Origin of the sequence: Hymenobacter citatus (genome assembly GCF_014333615.1) — a bacterium.
GTDB lineage: Bacteria > Bacteroidota > Bacteroidia > Cytophagales > Hymenobacteraceae > Hymenobacter > Hymenobacter citatus.
The window spans coordinates 100677-124946 of the sequence record NZ_JACSCY010000001.1; the positions used below are offsets into that span (position 1 = coordinate 100677).

The following is a 24270-nucleotide window of genomic DNA, read 5'->3' on the forward strand; positions in this document are numbered from 1 at the left end:
CGCAAAGCGCTAATTATTTGCAAGTGGGTGTGATTTTATTAATTAGATAGAAAATTTCATTTGAATAATACCGTTAGAAGAAGATGGATGAAAATAGTTGGCCCGCGATTTGATATAGCCAACACGAAAGAATAGTTTTTAGGTGTTTTGGTTGTGGGAAAGAGCGGAGCCGTTGGTTCCGCTTTTTTTATGCTCAATTGGGTAGCTCTCCGAGGTAGGAGTTACTCTTTAGACAATAGAAAAGCCCCGCTGCTTCTGTAGGTGACACAGGAGCAGCGGGGCTTTTGCTTGTTGAAGCAGGTAGGGTAGGAAACGGCCGTTCTACTTAATGCACAATGCGCAACTCATATTCCGGTGCGTCGGCCGGGGCGTTGGGTAGGCGAAAGGCACCTACCCGGCTAGGACCGTAGCCAAGGTTTACTTTCATGAACTCGTCGCGCACGGGCAGCAACTCGATAATCTGGTGGCGCAGCGCGTCCAAATCCGCGCGCATGTTGTCTAATTGCTGCGTTACCTCGTCGGTAGCCTGGTCGAAGCTACCAGTGGCGGGGCGCTGTGCAAAGTCGCCGTCGGCGTTTGATGAGGTGGCAGCGTGGTCAACGGGCAGATTAGTTGCCTGCGTAGCGGCCCGGCGATATTCCTGCTCGGCTTCGAGGTAGGCGTTCAGTTTTTCTTCGAGGGGTAGCAGATCGGGGTTCAGGTAGTCGAGGTTGCTGGCCATGGCCGAAGGGGATAAGGTAGGAGTGAGTGTACTTCCTACAAACGCAGCGCACCCAGCGAAGGATACAGCAACCCGCAAATGAAGTGTGCACTCACACAATGCAGCGTAACTTGCATCCCCAAACGGAAGTAGTTCTTCGGTCTTTTGCCAGCTCATATGTCTTCTTCTCCCTCTGTTGCCCACGACCCCCTGGGCCACGCCCTGCTCGACTTTCACCACGGCCACCTATCGGCTACGCTTACAGTGCACAGCAACGTGGCCGAAGACGAGCCCCTGCCAGCTAGTTACTTGTTTCGTACGCTTTGGGAAATGCCCGAGCTGGAGCGCACAGCCCTAGAGGTCTGCCAAGGTAGGGTGCTAGACGTAGGCGCTGGCGCCGGCTGCCACGCCCTAGAACTGCAACAGCGCGGCTACACAGTGAAAGCGCTAGACGCCTCGCCGGGCGCGGTGCAGGTGATGCAGCAGCGCGGCGTGCAGCAAGTGGCCTGCCACGACCTGTTCGACCCCATCCTGCGCGACGACCAGCCCTACGATACCATTCTAATGCTGATGAACGGCCTGGGGCTGGTGGGAACCCTCGACGGGCTCGAGAAATTTTTGGTGCACGCCCGCGGCCTGCTGGCGCCCGGCGGCCAGATCCTAGCTACTTCCGCCGACATTGCCTACCTCTACGAAGACGAAGAAGGCGCCCTTGTCCTCAACCTCAATGGCCCTTATTACGGTGAAGTAGAGTACCGCATGAGCTACAAAGAAGAAACCGGCGCACCTTTCCATTGGCTCTTTGCCGATGCCAGCATCCTGCAAGACTACGCCGAAGCCGCCGGCTACACCGTCGAGTTCCTGGACCACGACGAGCAGGACCAATACCTCGTGCGCCTCACCTTGTTGTAAATGGTGAAATGGTGAAGTAGTGACTATAAGAAAGCGTCTGTCATCCTGAGCTTGCGAAGGACCTTATGCCTGCAGAACGAGTCGTAAAAACGTTAGTCGTTCACATGTGAAAAGGTCCTTCGCAAGCTCAGGATGACACCCGTATTCTTTACTCACTACTCACTACTCACTACTCACTACTCACCACTTCACCATCTCACCACTTCACCATCTCACCACTCACCGCGCAAAGGAAATCTTGCCCATGCTCACGGCGGGGTTGCCGGGCTGGCCGCCCTGGAAGGTTTCGGGTGTGCCGGCCAGGGCTTCGTTGGCCAGTACAGCGAAGAGCACGGCTTCTTTGGCATCGGGGAGGATGCCCAGCTCGTTGGTGGTGGTGAAGCGGCAGTGCGGGAGGCGCTGGCGTAGGGAACGCATCAGCACGGGATTGTGCATGCCGCCGCCGCTGGCATATACCGTGAGGTTGGGGGTAGGGAAACATCTTTCTACTGCCCGTACAATCCCCTCAGCGCTAAACTGCGTGAGGGTAGCCAGCAAATCGTGTGGCGCGAGGGTAGGGCAGTGGCTACGCTGCTGCGCCTGCCGCACGTACTCCTTGTTAAATAGCTCGGGGCCAGTAGTCTTCGGAAACTCAGCCTGAAAAAACGGATGGTCGAGGAGGGCGGCCAACAACGCTTCGTGCACCTGCCCCTGGGCGGCAAGCGCGCCGTCGGCATCGTAGCTGAGGGGGGGGAAGTGGTGCTGCGTGAAAGCGTCGAGCAGGGTATTGCCAGGGCCAACATCAGTGGAGAAGATACCGGCTAATTGCAGAGAGCCGGGTAGGTAGGTGAAGTTAGCAATGCCGCCCATGTTCAGCAGTATGCGGTCCTCGTCGGCCTTTGAGAACAACAGATAGTCGCCGTACACGGCCAGGGGTGCGCCCTCGCCACCGGCCGCCAAGTGCTTTTGCCGAAAGTCGCTGAGGGTGAGGATGCCCGTGCGGATGGCCACATGGTCGCCGTCGCCGAGCTGGAGGGTAGCGTTGGGAAAATCGGGGCGGCCGTGCTGGTGGTGGGGGGCGTGGTACACCGTCTGGCCGTGGCTGGCAATGCAGTCGACGTCGGTGGGCGCTACCTGCCACTGGCGCAGGCAGTCCAGCACCATGTCGGCGTGCAGGTGGCCAATCCAGGGGTGCAGCAGGCACAGCTGCTCGAAGCTGATTTCGGCCCTGGCAAACACCTGCCGGATTTGGTTTTTGACTGCTTCGGGGTAGGGCACGGTGTGAAAATGCTCTACCTGTACCCGCGTATGCAAGCCGCTTCCCTCGCACCGGCACAAGGCCACATCCAGCCCATCGAGCGAAGTGCCCGACATCAGACCAATGATGCGGCGCACGGGCTGTTGCGCAATCCGGACGAGGTGAAGCAGGTTGGGGTTCATAGAAAAAGGAAGAAGCTGATACTGAGAAAGCGCTACAAGAAAAGACAAAACCGCTTACATTGAGCAATTGACTGGCAATGTGTACTGCCTACTCCGCAGGCACACGCAGCCGGTTGGTCTTTCTTTCACCCTAACTTTTTGTAGTGCATGAGTGAACTCTACGCATCCTTTTCTAAGCGCCTGGGTAGGCGGCCCCGCGGGGCCGCCGGTTGGTGGCTGCTGGTGCTATTGCTGAGCAGTGTGCCCGCTTGGGCGCAAAATACAACTTACACCATTCGGGGCACCGTCACGGATATTGCCAACAGCCAAGGTGTGCCCGGCGCCACAGTGCGCCTCACGGGCACGGTGTTAGGCGGCGCTACCAATGCCGAAGGGAATTACGATTTGCGCGCCGCCGTGGCGCCAGGCACGTATCAGTTGGTCGTCAGCTCGGTAGGCTATGCCAACAGCACCCAAACCATTACGCTGGGCGCCGAGCCGACCGTGACGGCCAACGTGCAGCTGCGGCAGGACCTGATTGGCCTGAAAGAAGTGGTAGTGACGGGTACTTCCGTGGCCACCAGCAAGCAGCAGCTCGGCAACGCTATTAGCACGGTAGGCGGGCGCGAGCTGACGGCCGGCGCCCCTACCCAAATCGACCAGGCCTTACAGGGCAAAGTGGCCGGCGCGCAGATTTCGCAGAACTCGGGTAATCCGGCCGGGGGTATTTCGGTGCGCTTGCGCGGCACCAGCACTATTCTGGGCTCCTCGGAGCCGCTGTATCTGGTGGATGGTGTGATTATCAACAACGACTCGCCCCAGTTGCTGGACCTGGGCGGCTACGCCCAAAACCGCCTCGCTGACATCGACCCCAACGACATTGAGCGCATCGAGGTGATTAAGGGCGCGGCGGCGGCGGCCATCTATGGCTCGCGCGCGGCCAACGGCGTGGTGCAGATTTTCACGAAGCGCGGCAAGGAAGGCAAGCCTTCCGTCACGGTTTCCAGCGAGTTTATCGTGTCGAAAGTGCGGAAAACACTGGACTACAACAAGTATCCGTTCCGCTTTACCAACACCACGGCCTCCGACCTGACGCAGGTGCCCGCAGAGCGCTACGACTACCAGGACCAGATTTTCCGGACAGCCGTGGGCACCGAAAACTACGCCTCGGTGTCGGGCGGCAGCCAGAGTACCAAGTATCTGCTGTCGGGCTCCTACTTCAAAAACCAGGGCATCATCGACGCCACCGACTTCAACCGCAACACCGGCCGCCTGCGCTTGCAGCAGACGCTTACTAACTGGGCCAGCGTATCGGGCGGGGCCAGCTACACGCTCAGCACCAGCAACGAGGTGCCCAACGGCGGCATCAACGAGGCCTACGGCGCCCTTACGGGCTTTATTTTCAGCAACAACTTCATCAACCCCGCGCCCAACGAGGCCACGGGCGTCTACCCCAGCACCACGCCTACCAGTATTGTGACGCGTACCAACCCGCTGGAGGCTATCAACCGCTTCAAGTTTCAGCAGCGCACCTCGCGCGTGGTGGGTGATATTCAGTTGAATCTCACGCCGTTTGAGGGCTTTACGGTAGACAACGTGTTCGGCTTTGATACCTACACGCAGATTGGTACGGCCTACATTCCGCCAGGCAACACCACGCCTACCTACACGGGCGGCTACGCCCGCCGCGGCGACCAAACGGTGCTACAATACAACAACGACCTGACATTCGGCTACCGTCACACGTTCAACGACTGGCTGGAGTCAACGACTTCGCTGGGCGGCACCTGGCAGTTCGACCGCACCTTGCTCACCAGCATTGCGGCTCAGCAGCTGGTTATCGGGGCCGAAACCTCTACCAACGGTACCTACCTGGCCAACGATTTCCGGGCCGAGCGCCGCATTGAGGGGTACTTTTTGCAGCAAACCCTGGGCCTGGGCCAGCGCCTGTACCTCACCGGCGCCATCCGCTACGACGCCGCCTCGCCATTTTACGACAACATCAACCAGGACCGCAACTGGCAGCGCTACCTGAAGGCCAGCGGCTCCTACCTGCTATCGGAGGAAAAATTCTGGAAAGACAGCCGCCTGGCCGAAATCATCCCCCAGGTGAAGCTGCGCAGCTCCTGGGGCCAGGCTGGCAACCTGACTGCCCTGGGCGCTTACGACCAATTTACGATCTATCAACCTGTGAGCCTGAACGGCCAGCAGGGCCTGTACCCCGGCTCGGTGCTGGGTAACTCGGGCCTGATACCGGAGCGCCAGCGCGAGTTTGAGGTAGGCACTGATATTGGCCTGCTTAACAACCGGATAGGCATCGAGTTCACGTATTTCGACAAGCATGTGACCGACCTGCTACTCAACCGCACCTTGTCGCCTACCACCGGCTACCTCAACCGCAACGAGAACGTGGGTACCATGGACAACCGCGGCGTGGAGCTGCTGGTGCGCGCCGTGCCCGTGCAAACCAGCAAAGTGCTCTGGAACATCACTGGCACCTTCACCCACAACCGCAACGAGGTGAACGGCATTGAGGGCAACGGCGTGCTGCCTTTTGCGGGCGGCTTCGGCCAGGTAGCGGCAGTGAACGGCCAGCCCGTGGGCGTGTTCTACAGCACCTACTTCGCCCGCAACCCCGATGGCTCTCTGCTGCTGAACGCCGCCGGCCTACCCCAACGCGAGCTGGGTACCAACGGCGTGCCCCAGCGCAACGCCGCCGGGCAGCCCACGGGCTCCGTGCTAAGCAAGGTGATTGGCAACCCCAATCCCAAGTACCTGGCTTCGCTGATCAATGAGGTGACGGTGAACGAGAAGCTCTCCTTCCGGGTGCAGCTGGACGCCGTGCAGGGCTTCGACGTGTTCAATTTCACGCGGCGGGTAGGCGACCGGGACCTGTACGGCGGTCTGGCTGGCTACGAGCCCGAGCTGCGTGGCGAGGTGCCCAAAGGCACCAGCGCGGCGCTGTTCAGCATCTTCGAGAACTGGATTGAGGACGGCTCTTTTGTGAAAGTGCGCGAGGCCTCGGTGAGCTACCTGTTTGCACCGAAGTTTCTGGGGCTGAAGAATATCCGGGCTACCGTAGCGGGCCGCAACCTGTTTGTGTTCACCAACTACAGCGGCTACGACCCCGAGGTAAACGCCGCCGGCCAAAGCACCGTGGTGCGGGGCTTCGATTTCGTGGAGGTGCCCATTCCGCGCACCGTGCGCCTGGGTCTGAGTGCTACCTTCTAACTGCTGACTTTCTTCTCGATGAAACGATACATAACCCGTTTGGCCACGCTAGCGGCCGGCAGTCTGCTGCTGCTCACAGCACCCGGCTGCGACCTGAATATTCCAAACCCCAACAGTGCCTCCGATGCCGTGGTGCTCACCACCCGCGACGGCCTGCTGGCCCTGAGCGTGGGCATGCGCCAGTACTACGCCAACAACACACTAGGCTCCGTGATTCTGGGACCGGGCGCCACCGCCCGCGAGCTGCGCGGGGTGGCTACTTTTACTAGTGTGCTGGAAATTGAAGCCGGCACGGCTGCCCTCCCTAACTTCAACAGTTACGTGAGCAACCTTTGGTCGCAGCTCTACCGGGTGATGTCGATGGCGGAGGACCTGCAAGCCAACGCGCCCACCGTGCTCAGCACCGACCCCGCCACCCGCGACGCCGTGCTGGCCCACGCCAACCTGTTCAAGGCCATTGCCTTGGGTACGCTGGCGCAATACTTCGAGCAAGCCCCAAGCAGCTCCGACCGTACCGGGCAGGCCACCTTTGTACCACGGGCGGAATTACTGGCTGAAGCCATCCGCCTGCTCACCGAAGCCCGGCAGTTGATTACCGCCACCGCGCCCTCAGCGGAATTTACGACCAAAGTAACGGCCGGTACGCTGGACCTGACCAACACCATCAACGCGCACTTGGCGCGCTACAATCTGGCCGCCGGCAACTACGCCGCCGCTGCCTCGGCCGCGGCGGCAGTAAACCTCTCCAGCCGCTCGGCCTTCATTTACAACGTGCAAAATCCTAATCCGATTTATCAAAGCATTATAATTGGTAGAAACTTCCGGCCACGCAATCTTTTCGGCCTACCCACCACGCTGGTGAACCGTCGCGATGCACGCCTGAGCTTCTACCTCACCAATCCCACAGATGTAGTATCAGACCCTGTGTTAGGCCGTGATACACTGCGCTCCGTAGCGGGCTTCTTCGCCGCGCAGACCACTTCCATTCCGGTGTACTTGCCCGACGAGATGCGCCTGATTCAGGCCGAAGCCATTGTACGTCAGAACGGTGACTTGGCCCAGGCCGTGACGCTCATTAATGCCGTGCGCACCCAGGCCCCCAGCGCCGACGCGTTTGGGGTAGGGGCGAGCCTACCCGCCTACGCCGGCGCCGTCACGGCCGATGCGCTGCTCACGGAAATCTACCGGCAGCGGGCCGCCGAGCTGTTCATGACCGGCTTGCGCCTACCCGATAGTCGCCGCTTGGGCCGGCCTGCGCCGCCGGCTTCGCTGGTAGAGCGCACCCGCAATTTCTACCCCTACCCGCAACAGGAGCGCCTCACCAACCCCAACGTGCCCGCCGACCCGGCTATTTAGGGTAGGAACGCGTTGCATTATGCAGCCCCGCTGGCCTTCCAGTGGGGCTGTTTTTTGAACAACCGGAAGGCTCCCGCGTTCTATCCCGCAACAATCAGCTAATTTTCTGTATGCCCGCCTACGAAAAAAACTACACTGCCCTGTGGGCCGATATGGACCCCAACGGCCACATGCGCCACTCCGCCTACACCGACTACGCCGCCCATACCCGCTTGGAATATTTATCCGAAGCGGGCTTCACGATGCAGTATTTTGCTGAGCACCAACTCGGGCCAATTCTGTTTCGGGAAGACACGCGTTTTCTGCGCGAAGTACGCCTGGGCGAGTCCATCACGGTATCGTCGGAAGTGGCGGGACTGAACGCCGACGGCTCGCGGTGGCGCATCATTCACACCATTCGCAAGCCCGATGGGGTAGTAGCCGCCACCGTCACTGTAGATGGTGCGTGGCTGGATTTGCAGCGCCGCAAGCTCACCGTGCCACCGGCCGAGCTGGCCGCTGCCATGGCCAGCGCCGCCCGTCACGAGAGTTATCAGGATATTGTGAAAGAGGCGAAGTAGTAAGGAGTACTTAAAAAAACGTGTGTCATCCTGAGCTTGCGAAGGACCTTATGCCCGTAGAACGAGTCGTTGTGACGCCTATCGTTCACACGTGAAAAGGTCCTTCGCAAGCTCAGGATGACTTCAGTTACTGCCTCTACTTCACCACCTTCCCAATTCGCTCTATCTGCTTTTGATGATGCAGCACATGGTCGACCATAAAGTCTAGTGTCTGAGCCATGGTGAGCATGCCGGAGCGCGGGTGCTTGAAGATGGCGCGGCGCATCAAGGGCTCGGGATATTCATTTAGGATTTGCTCCAGATGGCGCCGTACGCTACCCCATTGCTGACGCAGCTCGGGTAGGGACGGGGCCGTTTCGGGCGTTCTGGCGGCGAGGTAGGCCGGCGTCTTGAAACGCAGGAAGGGCAGCCGTAGCAGCACGCGCAGCAACCGGCTACGCAGAAAGTGCCCTACCCCCGCGTGCCGCAACCCCTCTGCTTCCTGAATTTTCTTCTCCAAATATTGATTGATGCCCGTTTCTGACACCAGCAGGTGCTGCACCACCTGCGCCGCCGACCACCGCCCCGGCCCCGGCGACTGGTGCGCCCGCTCGCCCAGCGCCTCCGCCGACTGGATCAGGCGTTCCGTGGCACGTTCCAGTTGCTCCAGGCGGATACTCAGGCGGTAGTTCATGGGGGTAGGGTATAAAGACAAAGAAATGAAAAAGAACGTCATGCTGAGCGCAGCAGAGCGGAGTCGAAGCATCTTGCGTGCTGATGGCAGATAGTATCTTTAGTCAGCACGCCGAGATGCTTCGACTCCGCTCAGCTGCGCTCAGCATGACGTTCTGTTGTTGATGCGCTCGAGAATAGTCAACGCAAAAGGACCTTACCACAGCCAAACACATTTGTTCAGCCGTGATAAGGTCCTTCGCAAGCTCAGGATGACAGCTGTGTTTACTTCACAACTTCACCCCTCACAATTTCACAACTTTATTTCTCCGCGTACATCACCGATTTGATGGCCTTGATAGCCCGCGACACGTTCGGCAGCGAGGCCTCAATGAGGGTAGGGGCGTAGGGCAGGGGCACGTCGGCGCAGGTGATACGCTCCACGGGGGCATCGAGGTGGTCGAAGGCGCGGCGCTGAATCATGAAGGCGATGTCGGCGCTGATGCTAGCCAAGGGCCAAGCTTCTTCCACAATCACGAGGCGGTGCGTTTTCTTCACCGATTCGATGATGGTATCGTAGTCGATAGGACGAACCGAGCGCAGGTCGATTACTTCCACGTCTACGCCGTCTTTGGCCAGCTCCTCGGCAGCCCCGAAAGCTACTTTCATCATCTTGCCGAAGCTCACCAGCGTCACGTCTTTGCCTTCGCGCTTCACGGCGGCTTTGCCGATGGGCAGCAGGTACTCTTCCTCCGGTACTTCGCCTTTGTCGCCGTACATCTGCTCCGACTCCATGAAAATCACGGGGTTGGGGTCGCGGATGGCCGATTTCAGCAGGCCTTTCGCGTCGTAAGGGTCCGAAGGCACTACTACTTTCAGGCCGGGCGTGTTGGCAAACCAGTTCTCGAAGTTTTGCGAGTGCTGCGACGACAACATACCGGCGCTACCCGTAGGCCCACGGAACACGATGGGGCAGGAGTACTGACCGCCCGACATCGAGTAAATCTTGGCGGCCGAGTTAATCACCTGGTCAATGGCAACCAGTGAGAAGTTGAAGGTCATGAACTCGATGATGGGCAGCAGGCCGTTGGCCGCCGCGCCTACCCCGATGCCGGCAAAGCCCAGCTCGGCAATCGGCGTATCAATCACGCGCTCCGGGCCGAACTCGTCGAGCATCCCCTGGCTTACTTTATAGGCGCCGTTGTATTCGGCAACTTCTTCGCCCATCAGAAACACGCGCTCATCGCGCCGCATTTCCTCCGACATGGCTTCGCGCAGGGCTTCCCGGAATTGAATAGTCCGCATAGACAGTAAATGACAACAATCAGAAAACAGAAAAACCGGCAATATCCGGCCCGTAAAGCTACGACGAGTAGCCGGGTTGGGCAAATCGGATTCGCGCCTACCCGTTTGTCTGCCTGAACAGTGCGAAGGACGTTTTCGCACCCGTACGAATCGTTGTTGCGTTTAGCGTTTACTGCCGCACTTCGCCCTCGCTCGGCTGTGCCGAGTGAGCATTACGCCCCAGCAGCTCTGCTGCGCGCGTCTGCCCGACGTATGGTTCGTTCAAGCGGCGCATTCGGATTCGGGGCAAAGCCCCTCAAGCGTAGGGCTCACTCGGCACAGCCGAGCGAGTGCGGGTAAAGAGCTTATAACGTATCAATAAATAATTGAGCAGTATCGGCATTGAGTTTTACAGCCCATTCGCTCTGGAAGCAAATAATCAAATCGTAGGTGAATTGCGCGTCTTGATCAAGGTAGAAGTTGTCGAAATTGTCCTTTTCATCTGGTAGAGACCAACCAATTTCAGAAAGGCATTCATCATCCGACAATGGGTAAGATGCATCACGTTCCTTCACGCACAAAAAGTTAACGTTGGTGAAGACAATCTTAAGCGAAGCAATCTGAACTCGTTTTGCCCATTCTTCTGTCGATTTCGTCCAATGTAAAGTTACGCTAGCAATTTGCGGCTCGTAGATTAATTGATTGAATACAAAATCATTATGTAAATCGGCATATCCACCATCAGACCATTTCAATGTAATAAGGCTATTAATAGTAAAGTTTAGAAGCTTCATAATTATATATTGATTTACCGCACGGCCTCCAAAAACGCCTTCGACTTCGCCACTTCCGCAAATTCCAGGTCTTCCACGGCGCGGTTGGCGTACTTGCGGTCGAGCTGTACGGCCTGGCGGAGCAGATTGCCCACGGCCGCTTCGTTGTGCTGGCGGGCGGCTACCACGGCCAGGCAATAGTGCACCAGTGGGTCTTGGGGGCGCATTTCCTGAGCTTGCTGATAGATGCCAGCGGCGCCGGGGTAATTGCCTTTCAAGAGGTAAATAAGGGCCCGATTCATGGTATTTTGATATGATGTGCCGGAGTAGCCCAGGCTGGCGTAGGCGTCGCTGAGCTGGCCGATTTCGATTTCCAGGGCGGCTTTATCGGCGAATACCTTTTCCAGCAACGGCCGCGGGCCGCCCAGCTTGATGGCGTAATCGTAGTTCTGGAGGGCTTCCAGCCGGTCGTTGGCGCGGTGGTAGGCGGTGGCCACGTAGAAAAACTGTTGGGCCGTGGGGTTGCGGTGTGCCGCCAGCGTGAAATTGACAGCCGCCCGGCGCAGGTAGGCCCGCCGCACTTTGTCGGTGGGCTCTTTCTCGGCGCGTTGCAGTAGCACTACCGCCAGGTTGTGGTAGGATTGCCAGCTGCCGGTAGCCGCGGCCGAGGTTTCATAGATGCGCTGCTTTTCAGCTAACAGGGGCGTGAGTTGGGCCGAGTAGCGTAGCTCCTCGGGCGTGAGGGCATCTAGCTCGGTCTGCTTTTCCACTATCTTCTTGGAAAGCAAGTAGATTTCCGAATCGTAGCGCTTGGGGGCAGTGTACTTCACGGCCACCGTGCCGAAGCGCATCACGGGATAGATATATTGCTCGATATAGTCGAAGTAGCTGAGCTGGTGCAGGCTCTGCTCTTTCTGAGCGTAGGTGCCGGGCGTGTCGTTGATGAGCTGCACCACCGAATCGATTTGCGCCGGCTTGAGGGCCGAGCTTTGCACCTTCGTCAGAAACAGGTCCCAGCGGCGGTGGTAGGCCTGGGTCTCAAAGTCGATATTCTTGACGGAGTTAAGGTAGGAATCCGTGTCGACGTGGTGTTTATAGTAGTCCAGCAGCACGCGCACGCGCTTATCGGCGAGGCGCGGGTCGTGGCGGTCGAGCGAGTCGGGCGAGTGACCGGCCGCAATCATCACTTTCTCGGTGTGCTGGTTGGCCTCGATGAAATCTTCCAGCGCCGCTACGTTGGTGCCCAGGTAGTTGCGGATTTTGGCCTGCCCCGCATCAAAGAAAAACGGCAGTACCCGCGTACCACTCATGTTGTTGCTCACCGATTCGGGTAGCAGGGCAATGGCCGTGTCCTCACGCACCACCAGGCGGTCGGTTGTTACGATGCCGCGGGCCGCCACAAAGGGTTTGCCCGGCAGCTGCTTGCCGTCTGGCTTCAGCTCCCGCGCCACCGGCTGCACCACCAGCTCGCCCGGCGACTTGCGCGCCGCGTATGGAAACGACAGCTGCCGCCGAATGACCAATTGGTTTTTCACTGAGTCGTCGTACACGTACTCGCCCGAAATAAAGCGCAACGTGCCTACCGTGTCCTGGTACAGGCCATTGTCGTAGCGGTAGGAGAATTGCAATTGGTAGGCAGCGCCTTTGTGCAAGTGCTGAGCGGGCACTTTAGCCGTCACTTCAAACAATACATTTTCGCCGTTGCTTTCCAGTACACTGGGCGCCACGCGCACTTGCTGCCCGCCTTGTGCAACCTTTAGCATCCGGGGCAACGTACAACCCGGTAGCACACAGACGGCTACGGTCAGCAAGGCAGGTACAAGGCGCAGCGAATTTCTCATACAGGGAGGATAATGCGGACGAAAGGTCGGTCAACAAACGCAAAACTTTCCCCGAAGGCTGCGTTTTCGCCCGATTTGCGTCGTTGAGCTTGTTACCTGATTGAATTAGTGTTATTTTGAATTTCTGCTAGAGTAGTATTCACTTCTACGAACGAGAAACCATGAGGCGAATTACGGATTTCATCGAAAAGCAAAGCTTCGGCGTTTGCAATGCGTTGGGAAACCGCTTGGGCTTCTCCCGCAGCAGCGTGCGCCTGTCGTTTGTCTATGCATCCTTTTTCACGTTTGGCTCGCCCATCGTGCTGTATTTTGTGCTGGCGTTCTGGATGAACGTGCGCCAGGCCATGCGCCGCCAGCGCTACACGGTGTGGGATTTGTAGGTAGGCAACATCCATTCGGCATCAGTACTGAAAGGTCCGTAAAATCCGTTTTGCGGGCTTTCTTTATTTTCACTCGAAAGGGGTGCGTCGGCCGGCGCGGGCGTATCGGCCATTTGGAACGTTAGCTTGCCGCCTTTAATCAGGTCAGATGGGGGTAGGGCTGGCCCGCGAGCTGCCTCAACGAGCTCGGCATAACGGTTTGATAACTCGTTGAGCAGCGGATACTACCATTACATCTTCTTAAATAGTTTCCTGTTTAGCGCCGGAAATACGCGTTTGCCTTTAGCAAAATAGGCCCAAACCAAGCTGCCCCGGTACACGCCGGGGCGCTCGGCAATGCGCAGGCGGGGCGGAAACTGGCGTCGCCGCAGCTGCCAGTGCCGCACATGGCGCACCACATACCAGTGTGCCCGCAATACGGCCCGGCAATCGGCTACTTGGCCTTGGGCGAGCAGGCGTAGGGCGGCTACCCAATCCAGCAGCAACCGCTGGGCCAGCACGCTTGGCAACTCGCTGGTAGGAGAGTTTTTGTAAACCAGCGCTAAGCCATTGCGGAAATTAAGGTAGGTTTTGTGCGGGTTGGACTTCGCCAGCGTGCCGCCGCCCACATGAAAAACAGTGCTGCTACCCTGGTACCACACCTCGTGCCCGGCGTTCCAGAGGCGCCAACACAGGTCTATCTCCTCCATATGAGCAAAGTAGGCCGCATCCAGCCCATCCATAGCGTGCCAGGCCGCGGCGCGCACCAATAGGCACGCGCCGGTGGCCCATGCCACCGGGCGCGCGTCGTTGTACTGGCCGCGGTCGGTTTCGAGCGTGTCGAACAACCGGCCCCGGCAGAAGGGGTAGCCCAGGCGGTCGAGGTAGCCCCCACCAGCGCCAGCGTACTCAAACTGTGCTCGTTCCGCTGTATCGGTGCTGTACTGCAAGATTTTGGGCTGCACGGCGGCCACGTTGGGCTGCTGCTCCAGCAAGGTGCGCAGGGGCGGCAGCCAGCCGGCCGTCACTTCTACATCAGAATTGAGCAGTACGTAATACCGAAACGCTGCTGTAGTGCGCAGGACCTCCAGTGCTTGGTTGTATCCTTCGCAAAACCCCAGGTTGTCAGCGTTTTGGATAAGTCGAACCTGTGGGAAATCGCACGCTACCAAGGCCACCGAGTCGTCGGTGGAGGCATTGTCGGCTACTACCACCGTGGCACCGTCGGCGTGGGCCAGCACCGTGGGTAGGAACTGCTCCAGCCAGCGGCGCCCGTTCCAGTTTAGAATGACTACGGCCACGTCGGCGCACGGGCCGGGCGTGGCGGTGGTATCAGAGGCCAAAGTTGCCCAGGTCGAGGCCGGGTAGGTTGGGCAGCAGGCCGGACGTTTTGCTTTTCAGCTCCTGCTTGGCTTGTTCGCCTACGTCCTCCATCACTTTGTTCACAGCTGCCACCACTAGGTCAGCCAGCATGTCGCGGTCTTGCGGCGTCAGCAGCGACTCGTCAATTTCCAGCTTCAGCAGGCGGCGCTGGCCGTTGGCGGTAGCCTTCACCAAGCCCCCGCCCGACTCAGCCGTAGCGGTTAGGTACTGCAACTCACTTTGGGCCTGCTGCATTTTCTCTTGCAGCTCTTTTACTTTGCCCATCATGCCCATCATATCAAACATATGCTTAAAATCTGTGCGTATTCGTTGAACACGCGGTTTTGAAAAGAAGTAAGTAGCAGCTAATGGCGAGGAATGGCCACTGTGCTAGCCGTACTCGTGCCGAAAGCTTCCGGTTTCGTTGCCGCCAAAGTAGCGGGAAAGTAGTAGTGGGCGCAATTTACGCGAAATGAAGCGGGACATCGTACGCCGCGCTGAAAGGCCACACTAGGGCCTGTTCGGGCTTGGGTAAGGTAGCAAGCCGCAATACAAGCGGTAAGAAGCCGTTTGAGGATAGGATGCAGGCGAGACTTTAGCTGAAATACTGCTCTACACCCACCGTGCAGTGTTTAACTCAAATGCCTTCTTAATCCAAGTGTGCTGGTGGTAAATTCAGGACATAAAAGAACCCCGTGTAGCGCACAGCACCAGCAACAAAACGAACGATGATATGAGGGGCCAATTATAGTAGATATACCGGTTATAATGTGGTCGAAATCAACCATCATATTCGGCTAGTTAGCTCATCAACAGCCAGTAATTCTGCTCAGGAACACCTAGCTTAGTGAGGAAGTATAAACCAAATTGGGACAATAATTTGCCCGGATGTACTATAGATGGAAATCGAAAAATAAGATAATGTATTGGCGTAGTTTGTGGGTAGACAATGCCTCTTGTATATCTGCAGGCGCCTACAAGTGTTATGCTTGAATAGTTTGGCTGTTACGCACCATATGAATACACTGCTACCACCCACTCCAAAGCATTGTGCTGCTTATGTCGCAGCCGAGAAGGCCGGCCGGATTCGGGCCGAAGAGGCGCTAGCTGCCGCCGAAGCCCGGATTGCAGCGCTTGAACAGCAATTAGCTGCCACTACATCCCAATTTGATACTTTCCATACGCTAACGTACGTCTCGGAACAAAACCCCAACCCCATTCTGCGGGTGAAGGCGGATGACACGCTGTGCTGGGCCAATCGGGCCGGCACAGCGCTGTTGCAGGTACATACCAGGTTGCCACAACGCCTGCGGGCGCTGGCTGCTTCTGCTTCGGAGCAGCCCATCCAGAAACTGACTGTAGGCGAACGGCATTATCTGTTGTTGGTAGATGGCGCCACGTCCGGCGAAACCAGCGTTACATACTACTTAACCGATGTCACCACGATTCTACAAGCCAAGCAGGCCTTGTTGGAGCAACAGTTATTCTACGAAACCATTCTGATGGAGGTCCCCGCGGGGGTAGCGGTATTTGATGTGGAGCACCGCTATTTGTTTGTGAACCCCGCCGTAGAGCCAGATCCTGCTATGCGGCGGCAGATGCTGGGGAAAACTACCCGTGAGGTGTGCCAAATGCGGCAGCGGTCAGAGGAGGTTGTTCAGAAGCGCGAGCGAGCCTTTGCCGAAGCAATTGACAACCGGCGCGAATCGGTCTGGGAGGAGCAGATAGTGGAGCATGCCACCGGCAAGCTGCAACATTGGCTGCGGCGTAGCTGGGCCATCACGGGGCCCAATGGAAATGTTCGCATGGTTGTTAGCTCCGGCCTGAACATCACCAAACGCAAAGAAGCCGAGGAAGCCGCGGCCCGGCAACGAGAATTCTATGAGTCTATCCTGAATCTGCTGCCAGTTGACGTAGCTGTCTTCGACGATCAGCACCGCTTCCTGTTCACCAATCCTTCTTCTATCTCTGATGCCCAGGTGCGCCAGCAGATACTAGGCCTGACCAGTGACGAATACTTTGCACTGCGAGGACGCTCTATGGAGCTGGCGCAGGAGCGTAAAGATCGTTTCCAGCAAGCATTAGAAACCCATACTGATGTGCTGTGGGAGGAAACAATGAAGACTCCTACCGGCAACAAACGCATTTTGCGCCACCTGCGCCCTGTTATTAATGTTGAGGGCGGCTTGCAGATGGTGGTAGGGTCGGGTATTGATATTACGGATCGGTATGCAGCTGAAGAACGCCAGCGTCAGGCTGAGGCCCAAATGCGGGCGCAGGAGGCTTTTATTCGGCTTATTGTGGACTCGCTACCCAACGTTATCTACGTGAAAAACGCCAGCAATGAGGTAGTGTTTCGAAATGCGGCTTTTGATGACATGGCCGCTCGTAGTCAGCATATGCTACCTGCCGATCAGCAAACCGCTGTTGTGAGGGAGCAGCTTCGGCTGATTCATAAGCTGGGGAAGCAAGTCTTAACGTCGCAGAAGTCACTAACGACGGAAATGCCGCTGGAAATGGCTTCAGGTGAGACCTGCATGTTGCAGGTATACATGCACGCCCTGCCGCAGCTCGATAAAGAGCCAGAATTATTGATAGTCAGCACCGACATCACCGCGCTAAAAAAGGCGCAGCAAGAGGCAGAAGACAACGCGCGCGCAAAAGAAGCGTTTCTGTCACGTATGAGTCACGAAATCCGAACGCCACTGAATGGGGTACTGGGCATGGCTGCCCTGCTGGAAAAAACTTCGCTCACCAGCCAGCAGCATGAGTACCTGTCTACCATGCAGCGGGCAGGGCAGCACCTACTAGAGCTGGTTAATGATGTGCTGGACATGGCAAAAATAACGGCCAATCATCTGGAGCTAGATCAGGCAGCCTTCAGCCTGGAGGTGCTGCTGGAAGCCGTTGGTCAGACCGTATCTCCCCTGGCTATCGAAAAAGGGTTGCAACTGATTATTCAATCTTTGGACTGCGCGCCCGTTCCTCGCTTGCTCGGCGACGCCTACCGCCTGCGCCAGGTAGTGCTCAATCTGCTCGGCAATGCTATCAAGTTCACAGAGAAAGGGAGTGTGCAGCTAGGCGTGACGGTGCTGTCCGAAACCAACGCGGCCCTAACACTCCGCTTCTGGGTGACTGATACCGGCATCGGCATTGCGCCTGAGCAGCAGGAGGCTATTTTCGGCACCTTTGCACAGGCTAGCCCCGAAACTAGTCGGCGGTTTGGGGGGACCGGCCTGGGATTGGCTATCAGCGAACAGCTGGTGCGTTTTATGGGAGGTACCTTACTGCTGAGCAGCCTACCCAATCAGGGCACTACGTTTTCCTTTGTCCTCACGCTGCCCCGCGCCGAAGATGCTACAGCCGCCGGCCAACCAGCCGAGCAACCGGCCGCACCAGGCTACCCAGAGCTGCATGGGGTGCGTGTGCTGCTGGCCGAAGATAATATGGTGAACCAGTGGCTGGCTACTGTGATGCTGGAACACTGGGGCGTGCTGGTGTATGCTGTGGGCAATGGCCTCGACGCCCTAGCGCAGCTACAGGAAAACGACTACGATGCGGCCATTCTCGACATTCAGATGCCGGGGCTGAGTGGGGTAGAAGTGACCCAGGCCATCCGGCAGTGCGCCAATGAGCGGCGGGCCAGCGTGCCTATTATTGCGCTGACGGCAAATGCTTTCGAAGCAGATCGGACCAGCTATCTGGCGGCGGGAATGAACGCCTGCCTGACCAAACCCTTCGAAGAGGACGACTTATGCCGTTTGCTCGTGCAACTCATCCGCAAATATCCATCATTGCCTACCACGCACGCAAAATAGCCCTACCGCAAAATCGTGACGGTGCCGTGCTCTACGGTGCGTTGGCCAGTGGCATCCGTTGCCTCGAAGCGCCACACGTAGGTGGCGGGTACTGGTAGGCGCCCGCCAATGCGGCCGTCCCAGGTTTGGGTGCGGTCGGTGGCCCGGAATACCTCCTGGCCACTTCGGTCTACTACTACCAGTAGAAAATTGCCGAGGAAGCGGCCTTTCACGCCAAATACATCGTTCTGGCCATCGCCGTTGGGCGAAAACGCGTTGGGGATAACCACTTGCAGGCGACGTGCCACCGTGGCCACGTTGGAATAGCTGGACGCTGGCAAGCCGCCCCCAGTGGCTTCTATGCGGTAGCGCAGCACCTGCTGGTCGGCAGTGGGCTGGTCGAGGGTAGTAGGCAGCGTCACGACGCGGGTGTTGAGCACCGTATTGTCGGGAGCCAGCGTGAGGAGGTGGTAGGTAACGGGCGCGTTGGGGGTAGGGGCGCCGAGGGCCGTCCAGGTCAGGCGCACGGTGGTGCCCTCGGCGGTGGTGGGTTCGGCCGTCAATATGACGGGGCACACAGCGGCGCTGGGGGCCGAGGTGTTGCCGCAGGCATCGCGCACGGTAGCGGTGTAGCACGCCGGCGCCGGCGTGGCCTGCGTAGAATCGCGCAGCAGGCGGGCCGTGGTGGTAGCCAGCAAAGCGGCGTCGCGCAAATACGTATACTGCACATTGCTACCTGTGGGGCCGCTTACTGACAGCTCTAGCTGATTGCGGAGCGTGTAGCTGGCCAGCAGCACCGGCGCGGGCGGCGCATCCGTCGAAACTGCCGTCGCGCGCACCTCACCAGATTCGGACACACCACCGCCAGTGGCTCGCACCCGGTAGGTGTAGGTGGTGCCGCACGTCACGGCCGCATCGGCGTAGCGCACCGTGCCGGCAGGTAGTTGCGCCACTACTTGTCCGTCGCGCACCACTTCAAAAGGCCCGGCTTGGTCGGTAGTCCAGGTAAGCAGGTTCTGGTTGTTCTGGGCAGTGGCCGTGAGGCCAATCGTGCACAATTCGTTGGAAGGCAGGTTAGTTACAGAAGGCTGACAAGCATCCGTTTGCAGCAGGCGGTAGCAGCCGGGTACGGCCGCGTTGGGCAGCGAGTACGTGGTAGCTGCTGCCGACAGGGCCGTGAGGGTACGGTAGCCACCGGGTGCGCTGGCATCGCGTAGCTGCAAGCTATACTGATAACCAGCCTGCAACCCCGCAAACGTGAGCTGGGCCGTGGTACCGATCAGACTCAGCCGCTGAAACTGCGCGGCCTGGGCTGGGGCGGGCGGCGTAAACGACTGCGTGGCTGCGCTGCTGCACAGGGTAGCGGCCGCATAGGCCCCCGTCACAGTTACGGTAGTAGGGCTGCCAGCAGGAACAGGGTAGGTAGTCGTGGTATTGCGGGTAGCCGCCACGGCCGGCCCGTTGCCTACCTGCACCGTGTACCGGTCGTAGGTAGGGTCGGTCACGGTGACTTGGACCGCGCCCGGCGTGCAGCTCACGAGCGAGAAGGTAGGCGGGGGTGAGGCTTTCACCTCAAATGCCGGATACGCCACCAGCAGTCCCGAGGAGCCGCCGCCTGTTTGATTTTGGTTGATGTTGGCCGTCAGTACAATGGGGCCGGCGGTGGTAGGGGTATAGAACGAAGTGGTATCCGTGAACCCCCGGCACGCTACGCTGGTCTGCCACTGGTAAAACACCTGGCCGGGCACCAGGCGCGGATTGCTGGCATCTACAATCCGAATACGCTTGCCCACGCACAAAAACCGGCCGGTGATTTCCTGCTTGGTCTCGACGTCGAAAAAGCGGAACCGCGCCTGCTCCGAGGGCGGCGAGGTAGGGCATTGCGCCCGCGCCGCTGTCAGCCCCACGATGCTCAGCAAGCCGCACAGGAAGAGTTGGTAGAGTTTCACGGAGTAGTAACGACGGCCGAGCCTGCTTGCGTGTCTGAAACGGTTTGGGAATGCGTAATACACCTTACGCAGCCTGCTCAGGCCGCGCGTAGCGGCGTACAAACTGCGCGGCCGCGTGCACCGTTGGGTACAGCAGTTGCTGCTCAGTAAGAGCCGGCAGCTGCTCGCGTGCATCTAGTAGCAACTGCGCCGTAGCCGGTAGTTGCTCTGCTGGCTGTCGGGAAATTACTAATAACTCAATACCAAGCAGTTGATCCACGTAGTCAAGCAGTTGATAGGTGCAGAGGGCAACATCGGCGGCGGTGCCGGTAGGTGCCACGGCGCACAGCTGAGCGCTCTGCTGTTGCAAGCTCTCAACCGGGTGGCGTAGGCTGGCCAGCGCGGATCCTGCACTGCGTAGCAGCCGTTCCGTGCGCCGGGCAGAGTGGCTGCCCAACTCCGCCACCATTAACAGCAACGTGCGCAGCGCCAGTGAAGCGCCTGTTGTGGCAAGTTGATTGGTATCAGCGTTTTGCTGATTAGTGGGGGTAGGAGGCGTGGTTAGTGCCTCTTCCAACGACTGTTGCACATACGCTAATGCAGCATGGCAAGCCGTATGCGGAGAGGTAGGCGCCGAGTCTGCCTGGTTTTGCGCCGCGGCGCTAAGGCTGTCTGCCATCCACAACAAGTGCTCGGCCCGCAACCAACTCCGCACCGCGTAAGCCAGCGTGAAGCCCGACCCGGCCAGCAGCGCCGGCACGTCCGCATCAGCCTGTGGCAGGGGCGCCCAGCCAAACAGCTCCAGCACGTCGTAGGCTTGCAGACGGTAGCCTTGGTAGTTCACCTCGCCCAGGCCAAACAGCGGCAGGCTTAGGTGGGCCAGCGCTACCTGCTCGCCGCCCTGCTGGTAGACCACGGGCAGCACCTCACGGTTGTAGAAGTCGAGCAGGCGGCGCACGGTGGCCGCCGAAGCCCCGCGCCGCTGCTGCTGCCCGGCGTGCAGTAGCAGCATAAGGCGCACCAGCTCGCCGGGTACTTCGGCGCCTACCCCGCAGGCCGTCGCCTGGAGCAAAGCGGCCGAGCCTGTGGCCGTGGTGTCGGCTGAAGCACTGTTGCTATCTGGCGCTACCACGCGGGCAGTGCTAGCCAGCAGCGTGCGCAGGGTAGGCAGAGTGAGGGGAGTGGTAGGGGTAAGGAGGAAATTAGTTGACATCGAACAATTTACGCGTTGTAAGCAAATGACGCTGCTATAGCCCCCGCGCCGCCAGCATGCGCGCCAGCGCGGTGCCCGGCCGCACCAATGGGCGTAACTCCTGATAGGGAATCACTACGGAGTAGGATGGCAGCTTACCACCGGGCGACTTAAATAAACCGAAGGGAGAATACGTGGCTTCGACTCCTACTGCGGTCAGGGTCAGGTCGTCGGCGCTTGGTTCTTTTAGGTCGGGTAAGCTGACTAATAGGCTCGGATTCTCTTCCGCGTCGTGCCAAGCCCACTCACCAAAATCCTGCTGCTCGGTGTCAGTGGTATCGGTGTTGTTGACCTCATCGAAAGCGGGGTCTTGCAGAAGGTGCTGGGAGAGGAGGCGCCGAAGTGGCAACTCGTAGTTAGGTTGCAATTGACTGGCTACGCTCAAGGCTTTGCCGGTTGTCAGATCAACGAGCGTGCTTTCGACTCCGTATTGGAGGCGCCCGCCAAAAGGCGAGGCAGCATAAATTGTTTGGTAGCTAAACAGGCCAAAGTCGTTGAGGCGAACGTCTAACCACACGTTTACATCTGCGTCAGGTTCCTGTGCATCCAGCATCTGCTGGCGCCGGGCGGCAACTGGTGATGTTAGAACAGAACGTAGTGTTGGGTGTATTGCCGCAGGTTCCAGTAGGGTCAGAAAGTACTGTTGAAATTTAGGAACAATGCAGCTAACCGAATCAGTTGCGGGGTCGCCAGTATCCGGTGTGCCGCCTATCAGTAGCATTGTCTCTATACTGTAGCGCACGGCCCCCTCGTAGCTTTCGTGCAACTGAATAGCCTGCCGTTGGCTGGTATCCTGCCAAAAGCCAGTCAGGGCAGTGCCTCCTAGTCGACCGGTTAGGCGCCACACGCCACGGTCACGTTGCGCAGCCTGATCGTCATATACCTGTAGCACCATTGGCCCTGCACTTTTGCTGCTCAAGTACAGCGAATACGCCGGCCCACCCTGGTGCAGATAGAAGCTGCCTTCTATCGAATCTGGGTTTACCCACTGCAAAACGGCCGTGGCCGGATGCCCGCCTACCGTACCCACGTAACGATGTACCTCCATGGGCCGCCGCAGCGCCGGGCTGCTCACAAACCTAAGTGGCAGCGGATGACACCCAGCCGCCGAATCAGCAGCAGCCGGTGCCGGAGCAGATGCGGGCGGTGATGCGCGTACCGTTACTTCTGACGGCGCTTTCTGTGTGGGAGCGTAGGCTGTAGTAAACCAATAGGCCACTAGTCCAAGCAGCACAAGTACACCAACAATACCCAGCCAAACTATCTGTTTGCTGGGCTGGCTCATGCGCTGAGGATAGCCACTACCTCGCTCAGCGGCAACGTGCGCTCCTCGCCGGTCTGCATGGTTTTCAGCTTGAATTGCCCGGCGGCCCGTTCCTCCGAGCCTTGCAGCAGCACGTAGGGAATGCCCTTTTGGTCGGCGTACTGAAACTGCTTTTTCAGCTTGCCGGCCTCCGGGTACAGCTCGCTGGCAATGCCTGCCTCGCGTAGCTGGCGCAGCACAGGTAGCACGGCGGCTTCGCTTTCAGCATCAAAATTGACGAGCAGACAGCGCGTGGTGGTGGTGGCGTCGGAGGGGAAGAGTTGCAGCTCGTCGAGGCAGTCATAAAGCCGGTCTACCCCAAACGAAAACCCTACCCCCGACACGCCCGGCAGGCCGAAGGCCCCGGTCAGGTTGTCGTAGCGGCCGCCGCCCGACACGCTGCCCATGTTCACGTTGTTGATCTTGATTTCGAAGATGCAGCCCGTATAGTAGCTCAGGCCACGCGCTAGGGTCACGTCGAAATCGAGGTGGTCGAACTGCGCGAAGCCGAAACTTTGCAATAGCTCCTGCACCCGCGCCAGGTCCTGCAAGCCCTTGTAGCCCTCCTCGCTTTCGGGGGCTACGCCAGCCGTTACGAAGGCCGCTTGCAGACGCTCCAGCTTCTCGCCAAACGTGCCCTCCACGCCCAGCAGAGCAAACAACCGGCCCAGCGCGTCGTCGCCGAAGCCTTTTTCGCGCAGCTCTTTCTCCACGCCTTCCTGCCCAATCTTGTCGAGCTTGTCGATGGCCGTGAACAGGGCGGTTTCGGTGCCCTCGCCGCCCAGCGCCTGGTATATAGCGCTCAGCACCCGGCGGTGATTGATTTTGATGGTGAAGTCCGTGAGGCCCAGTCCGTTCAGGACCTCACTCATCATCAGCACAATCTCGGCCTCGCACAGCAACGAGTCGGTGCCCACCACGTCGGCGTCGCACTGATAAAACTCGCGGTAACGCCCGCGCTGGGGGCGGTCGGCGCGCCACACCGGCTGAATCTGGTAGCGTTTAAACGGAAACGTGAGCGTGCCCCGGTTCATCACCACGTAGCGGGCAAACGGCACCGTTAGGTCGTAGCGCAAGCCTTTCTCCGCGATTTTGGGCAGCACCTGGCGGGGACCAGCCAGTAGGTCGTCGGGCGTCACTTCCTCCTTCACCACATCGCCTTTCTGCTTTTTTAGAAAGTTGCCCGAGTTGAGCACCTTAAACAGTAGCTGGTCGCCTTCCTCGCCGTACTTACCCGTTAGCACCGACAAGTTTTCGAGGGTAGGGGTTTCGAGCGGGGCGTAGCCAAACTTCTCAAATGTGCGGCGGATGATGCCAAAAATATAGTTGCGGCGAGCCACGACGGCCGGTCCAAAGTCGCGGGTGCCTTGCGGTATGCTGGGTTTCATTGCAGTCAGTTAACAACTAAGAAGGAAAGAGTAGAAACCTGAGCTTCATACTCTTTCTGCTTCATTCTGAGGCTAGTCAAAACGGAATAGCCAAAACGCAGCGTTGCGGTTCTGCTACTTCGTCTTTAAATGAAACTGCGAAGGTACACAAACCCGACCGGCAGACCGATGCCGG

Annotated in this window: 18 protein-coding genes; 6 read left to right on the plus strand and 12 right to left on the minus strand. The window is 58.6% G+C overall.

Annotated features, from left to right (window positions below; genetic code table 11):
• Nucleotides 1–325: 325 nt before the first annotated feature.
• On the minus strand, nt 326–721 hold the full coding sequence (locus H8B15_RS00445; RefSeq protein WP_187317694.1) for a hypothetical protein: 396 nt from the start codon (nt 719–721) through the stop codon (nt 326–328).
• Between the two features lie 156 nt (nt 722–877).
• On the opposite strand from H8B15_RS00445, the gene H8B15_RS00450 reads away from it, so the two are divergent.
• Complete coding sequence (locus H8B15_RS00450) at nt 878–1612, plus strand: class I SAM-dependent methyltransferase (RefSeq protein ID WP_187317695.1); 735 nt, start codon at nt 878–880, stop codon at nt 1610–1612.
• Between the two features lie 219 nt (nt 1613–1831).
• On the opposite strand, the gene H8B15_RS00455 is transcribed toward H8B15_RS00450, so the two are convergent.
• On the minus strand, nt 1832–3031 hold the full coding sequence (locus H8B15_RS00455) for an anhydro-N-acetylmuramic acid kinase (protein WP_187317696.1): 1200 nt from the start codon (nt 3029–3031) through the stop codon (nt 1832–1834).
• Between the two features lie 147 nt (nt 3032–3178).
• Here H8B15_RS00455 and H8B15_RS00460 point away from each other — a divergent pair, with 147 nt between their 5' ends.
• From H8B15_RS00460 to H8B15_RS00470, 3 genes are all read left to right on the plus strand, one after another.
• Nucleotides 3179–6241 (plus strand): SusC/RagA family TonB-linked outer membrane protein, encoded by a 3063-nt coding sequence (locus H8B15_RS00460; protein WP_187317697.1) that lies wholly within the window; start codon nt 3179–3181, stop codon nt 6239–6241.
• Nucleotides 6242–6259: 18 nt separating this feature from the next.
• Entirely contained in the window at nt 6260–7597 is a 1338-nt protein-coding gene (locus tag H8B15_RS00465; RefSeq protein ID WP_187317698.1) for a RagB/SusD family nutrient uptake outer membrane protein, read from the plus strand.
• Between the two features lie 110 nt (nt 7598–7707).
• On the plus strand, nt 7708–8157 hold the full coding sequence (locus H8B15_RS00470; protein ID WP_246455258.1) for an acyl-CoA thioesterase: 450 nt from the start codon (nt 7708–7710) through the stop codon (nt 8155–8157).
• 136 nt (nt 8158–8293) lie between these two features.
• On the opposite strand, the gene H8B15_RS00475 is transcribed toward H8B15_RS00470, so the two are convergent.
• The 4 genes from H8B15_RS00475 to H8B15_RS00490 form a co-directional block, all read right to left on the minus strand.
• Nucleotides 8294–8830 (minus strand): DinB family protein, encoded by a 537-nt coding sequence (locus H8B15_RS00475; RefSeq protein WP_187317699.1) that lies wholly within the window; start codon nt 8828–8830, stop codon nt 8294–8296.
• Nucleotides 8831–9129: 299 nt separating this feature from the next.
• On the minus strand, nt 9130–10113 hold the full coding sequence (locus tag H8B15_RS00480) for a pyruvate dehydrogenase complex E1 component subunit beta (RefSeq protein ID WP_187317700.1): 984 nt from the start codon (nt 10111–10113) through the stop codon (nt 9130–9132).
• A gap of 344 nt (nt 10114–10457) precedes the next feature.
• On the minus strand, nt 10458–10886 hold the full coding sequence (locus H8B15_RS00485) for a hypothetical protein (protein ID WP_187317701.1): 429 nt from the start codon (nt 10884–10886) through the stop codon (nt 10458–10460).
• Between the two features lie 14 nt (nt 10887–10900).
• Complete coding sequence (locus tag H8B15_RS00490) at nt 10901–12628, minus strand: tetratricopeptide repeat protein (protein WP_187317702.1); 1728 nt, start codon at nt 12626–12628, stop codon at nt 10901–10903.
• 239 nt (nt 12629–12867) lie between these two features.
• On the opposite strand from H8B15_RS00490, the gene H8B15_RS00495 reads away from it, so the two are divergent.
• Nucleotides 12868–13086: a PspC domain-containing protein gene (locus H8B15_RS00495; RefSeq protein WP_185283241.1), complete on the plus strand. Its 219-nt coding sequence runs from the start codon at nt 12868–12870 to the stop codon at nt 13084–13086.
• A gap of 230 nt (nt 13087–13316) precedes the next feature.
• Here the strand turns inward: H8B15_RS00495 and H8B15_RS00500 are convergent, their stop codons facing one another.
• Together H8B15_RS00500 and H8B15_RS00505 are read right to left on the minus strand one after the other, a co-directional pair.
• The gene (locus tag H8B15_RS00500; protein WP_216859030.1) at nt 13317–14408 is read right to left on the minus strand and encodes a glycosyltransferase family 2 protein; all 1092 of its coding nucleotides are present in this window, start codon (nt 14406–14408) and stop codon (nt 13317–13319) included.
• Complete coding sequence (locus tag H8B15_RS00505) at nt 14398–14733, minus strand: YbaB/EbfC family nucleoid-associated protein (protein WP_187317703.1); 336 nt, start codon at nt 14731–14733, stop codon at nt 14398–14400. The genes H8B15_RS00500 and H8B15_RS00505 overlap by 11 nt, the downstream gene beginning before the upstream one ends.
• A gap of 710 nt (nt 14734–15443) precedes the next feature.
• On the opposite strand from H8B15_RS00505, the gene H8B15_RS00510 reads away from it, so the two are divergent.
• On the plus strand, nt 15444–18245 hold the full coding sequence (locus tag H8B15_RS00510; protein ID WP_187317704.1) for a PAS domain-containing hybrid sensor histidine kinase/response regulator: 2802 nt from the start codon (nt 15444–15446) through the stop codon (nt 18243–18245).
• 2 nt (nt 18246–18247) lie between these two features.
• Here the strand turns inward: H8B15_RS00510 and H8B15_RS00515 are convergent, their stop codons facing one another.
• The 4 genes from H8B15_RS00515 to hisS form a co-directional block, all read right to left on the minus strand.
• A complete protein-coding gene (locus tag H8B15_RS00515; protein ID WP_187317705.1) occupies nt 18248–20173 on the minus strand; it encodes a T9SS type B sorting domain-containing protein in 1926 nt (641 codons plus the stop codon).
• 64 nt (nt 20174–20237) lie between these two features.
• Nucleotides 20238–21365: an aromatic amino acid lyase gene (locus H8B15_RS00520; RefSeq protein ID WP_187317706.1), complete on the minus strand. Its 1128-nt coding sequence runs from the start codon at nt 21363–21365 to the stop codon at nt 20238–20240.
• Between the two features lie 34 nt (nt 21366–21399).
• On the minus strand, nt 21400–22623 hold the full coding sequence (locus tag H8B15_RS00525) for a hypothetical protein (RefSeq protein WP_187317707.1): 1224 nt from the start codon (nt 22621–22623) through the stop codon (nt 21400–21402).
• A gap of 62 nt (nt 22624–22685) precedes the next feature.
• Nucleotides 22686–24104, minus strand: a complete 1419-nt coding sequence (gene hisS, locus H8B15_RS00530) for a histidine--tRNA ligase (protein ID WP_187318032.1) — start codon at nt 24102–24104, stop codon at nt 22686–22688.
• Nucleotides 24105–24270 lie beyond the last annotated feature (166 nt).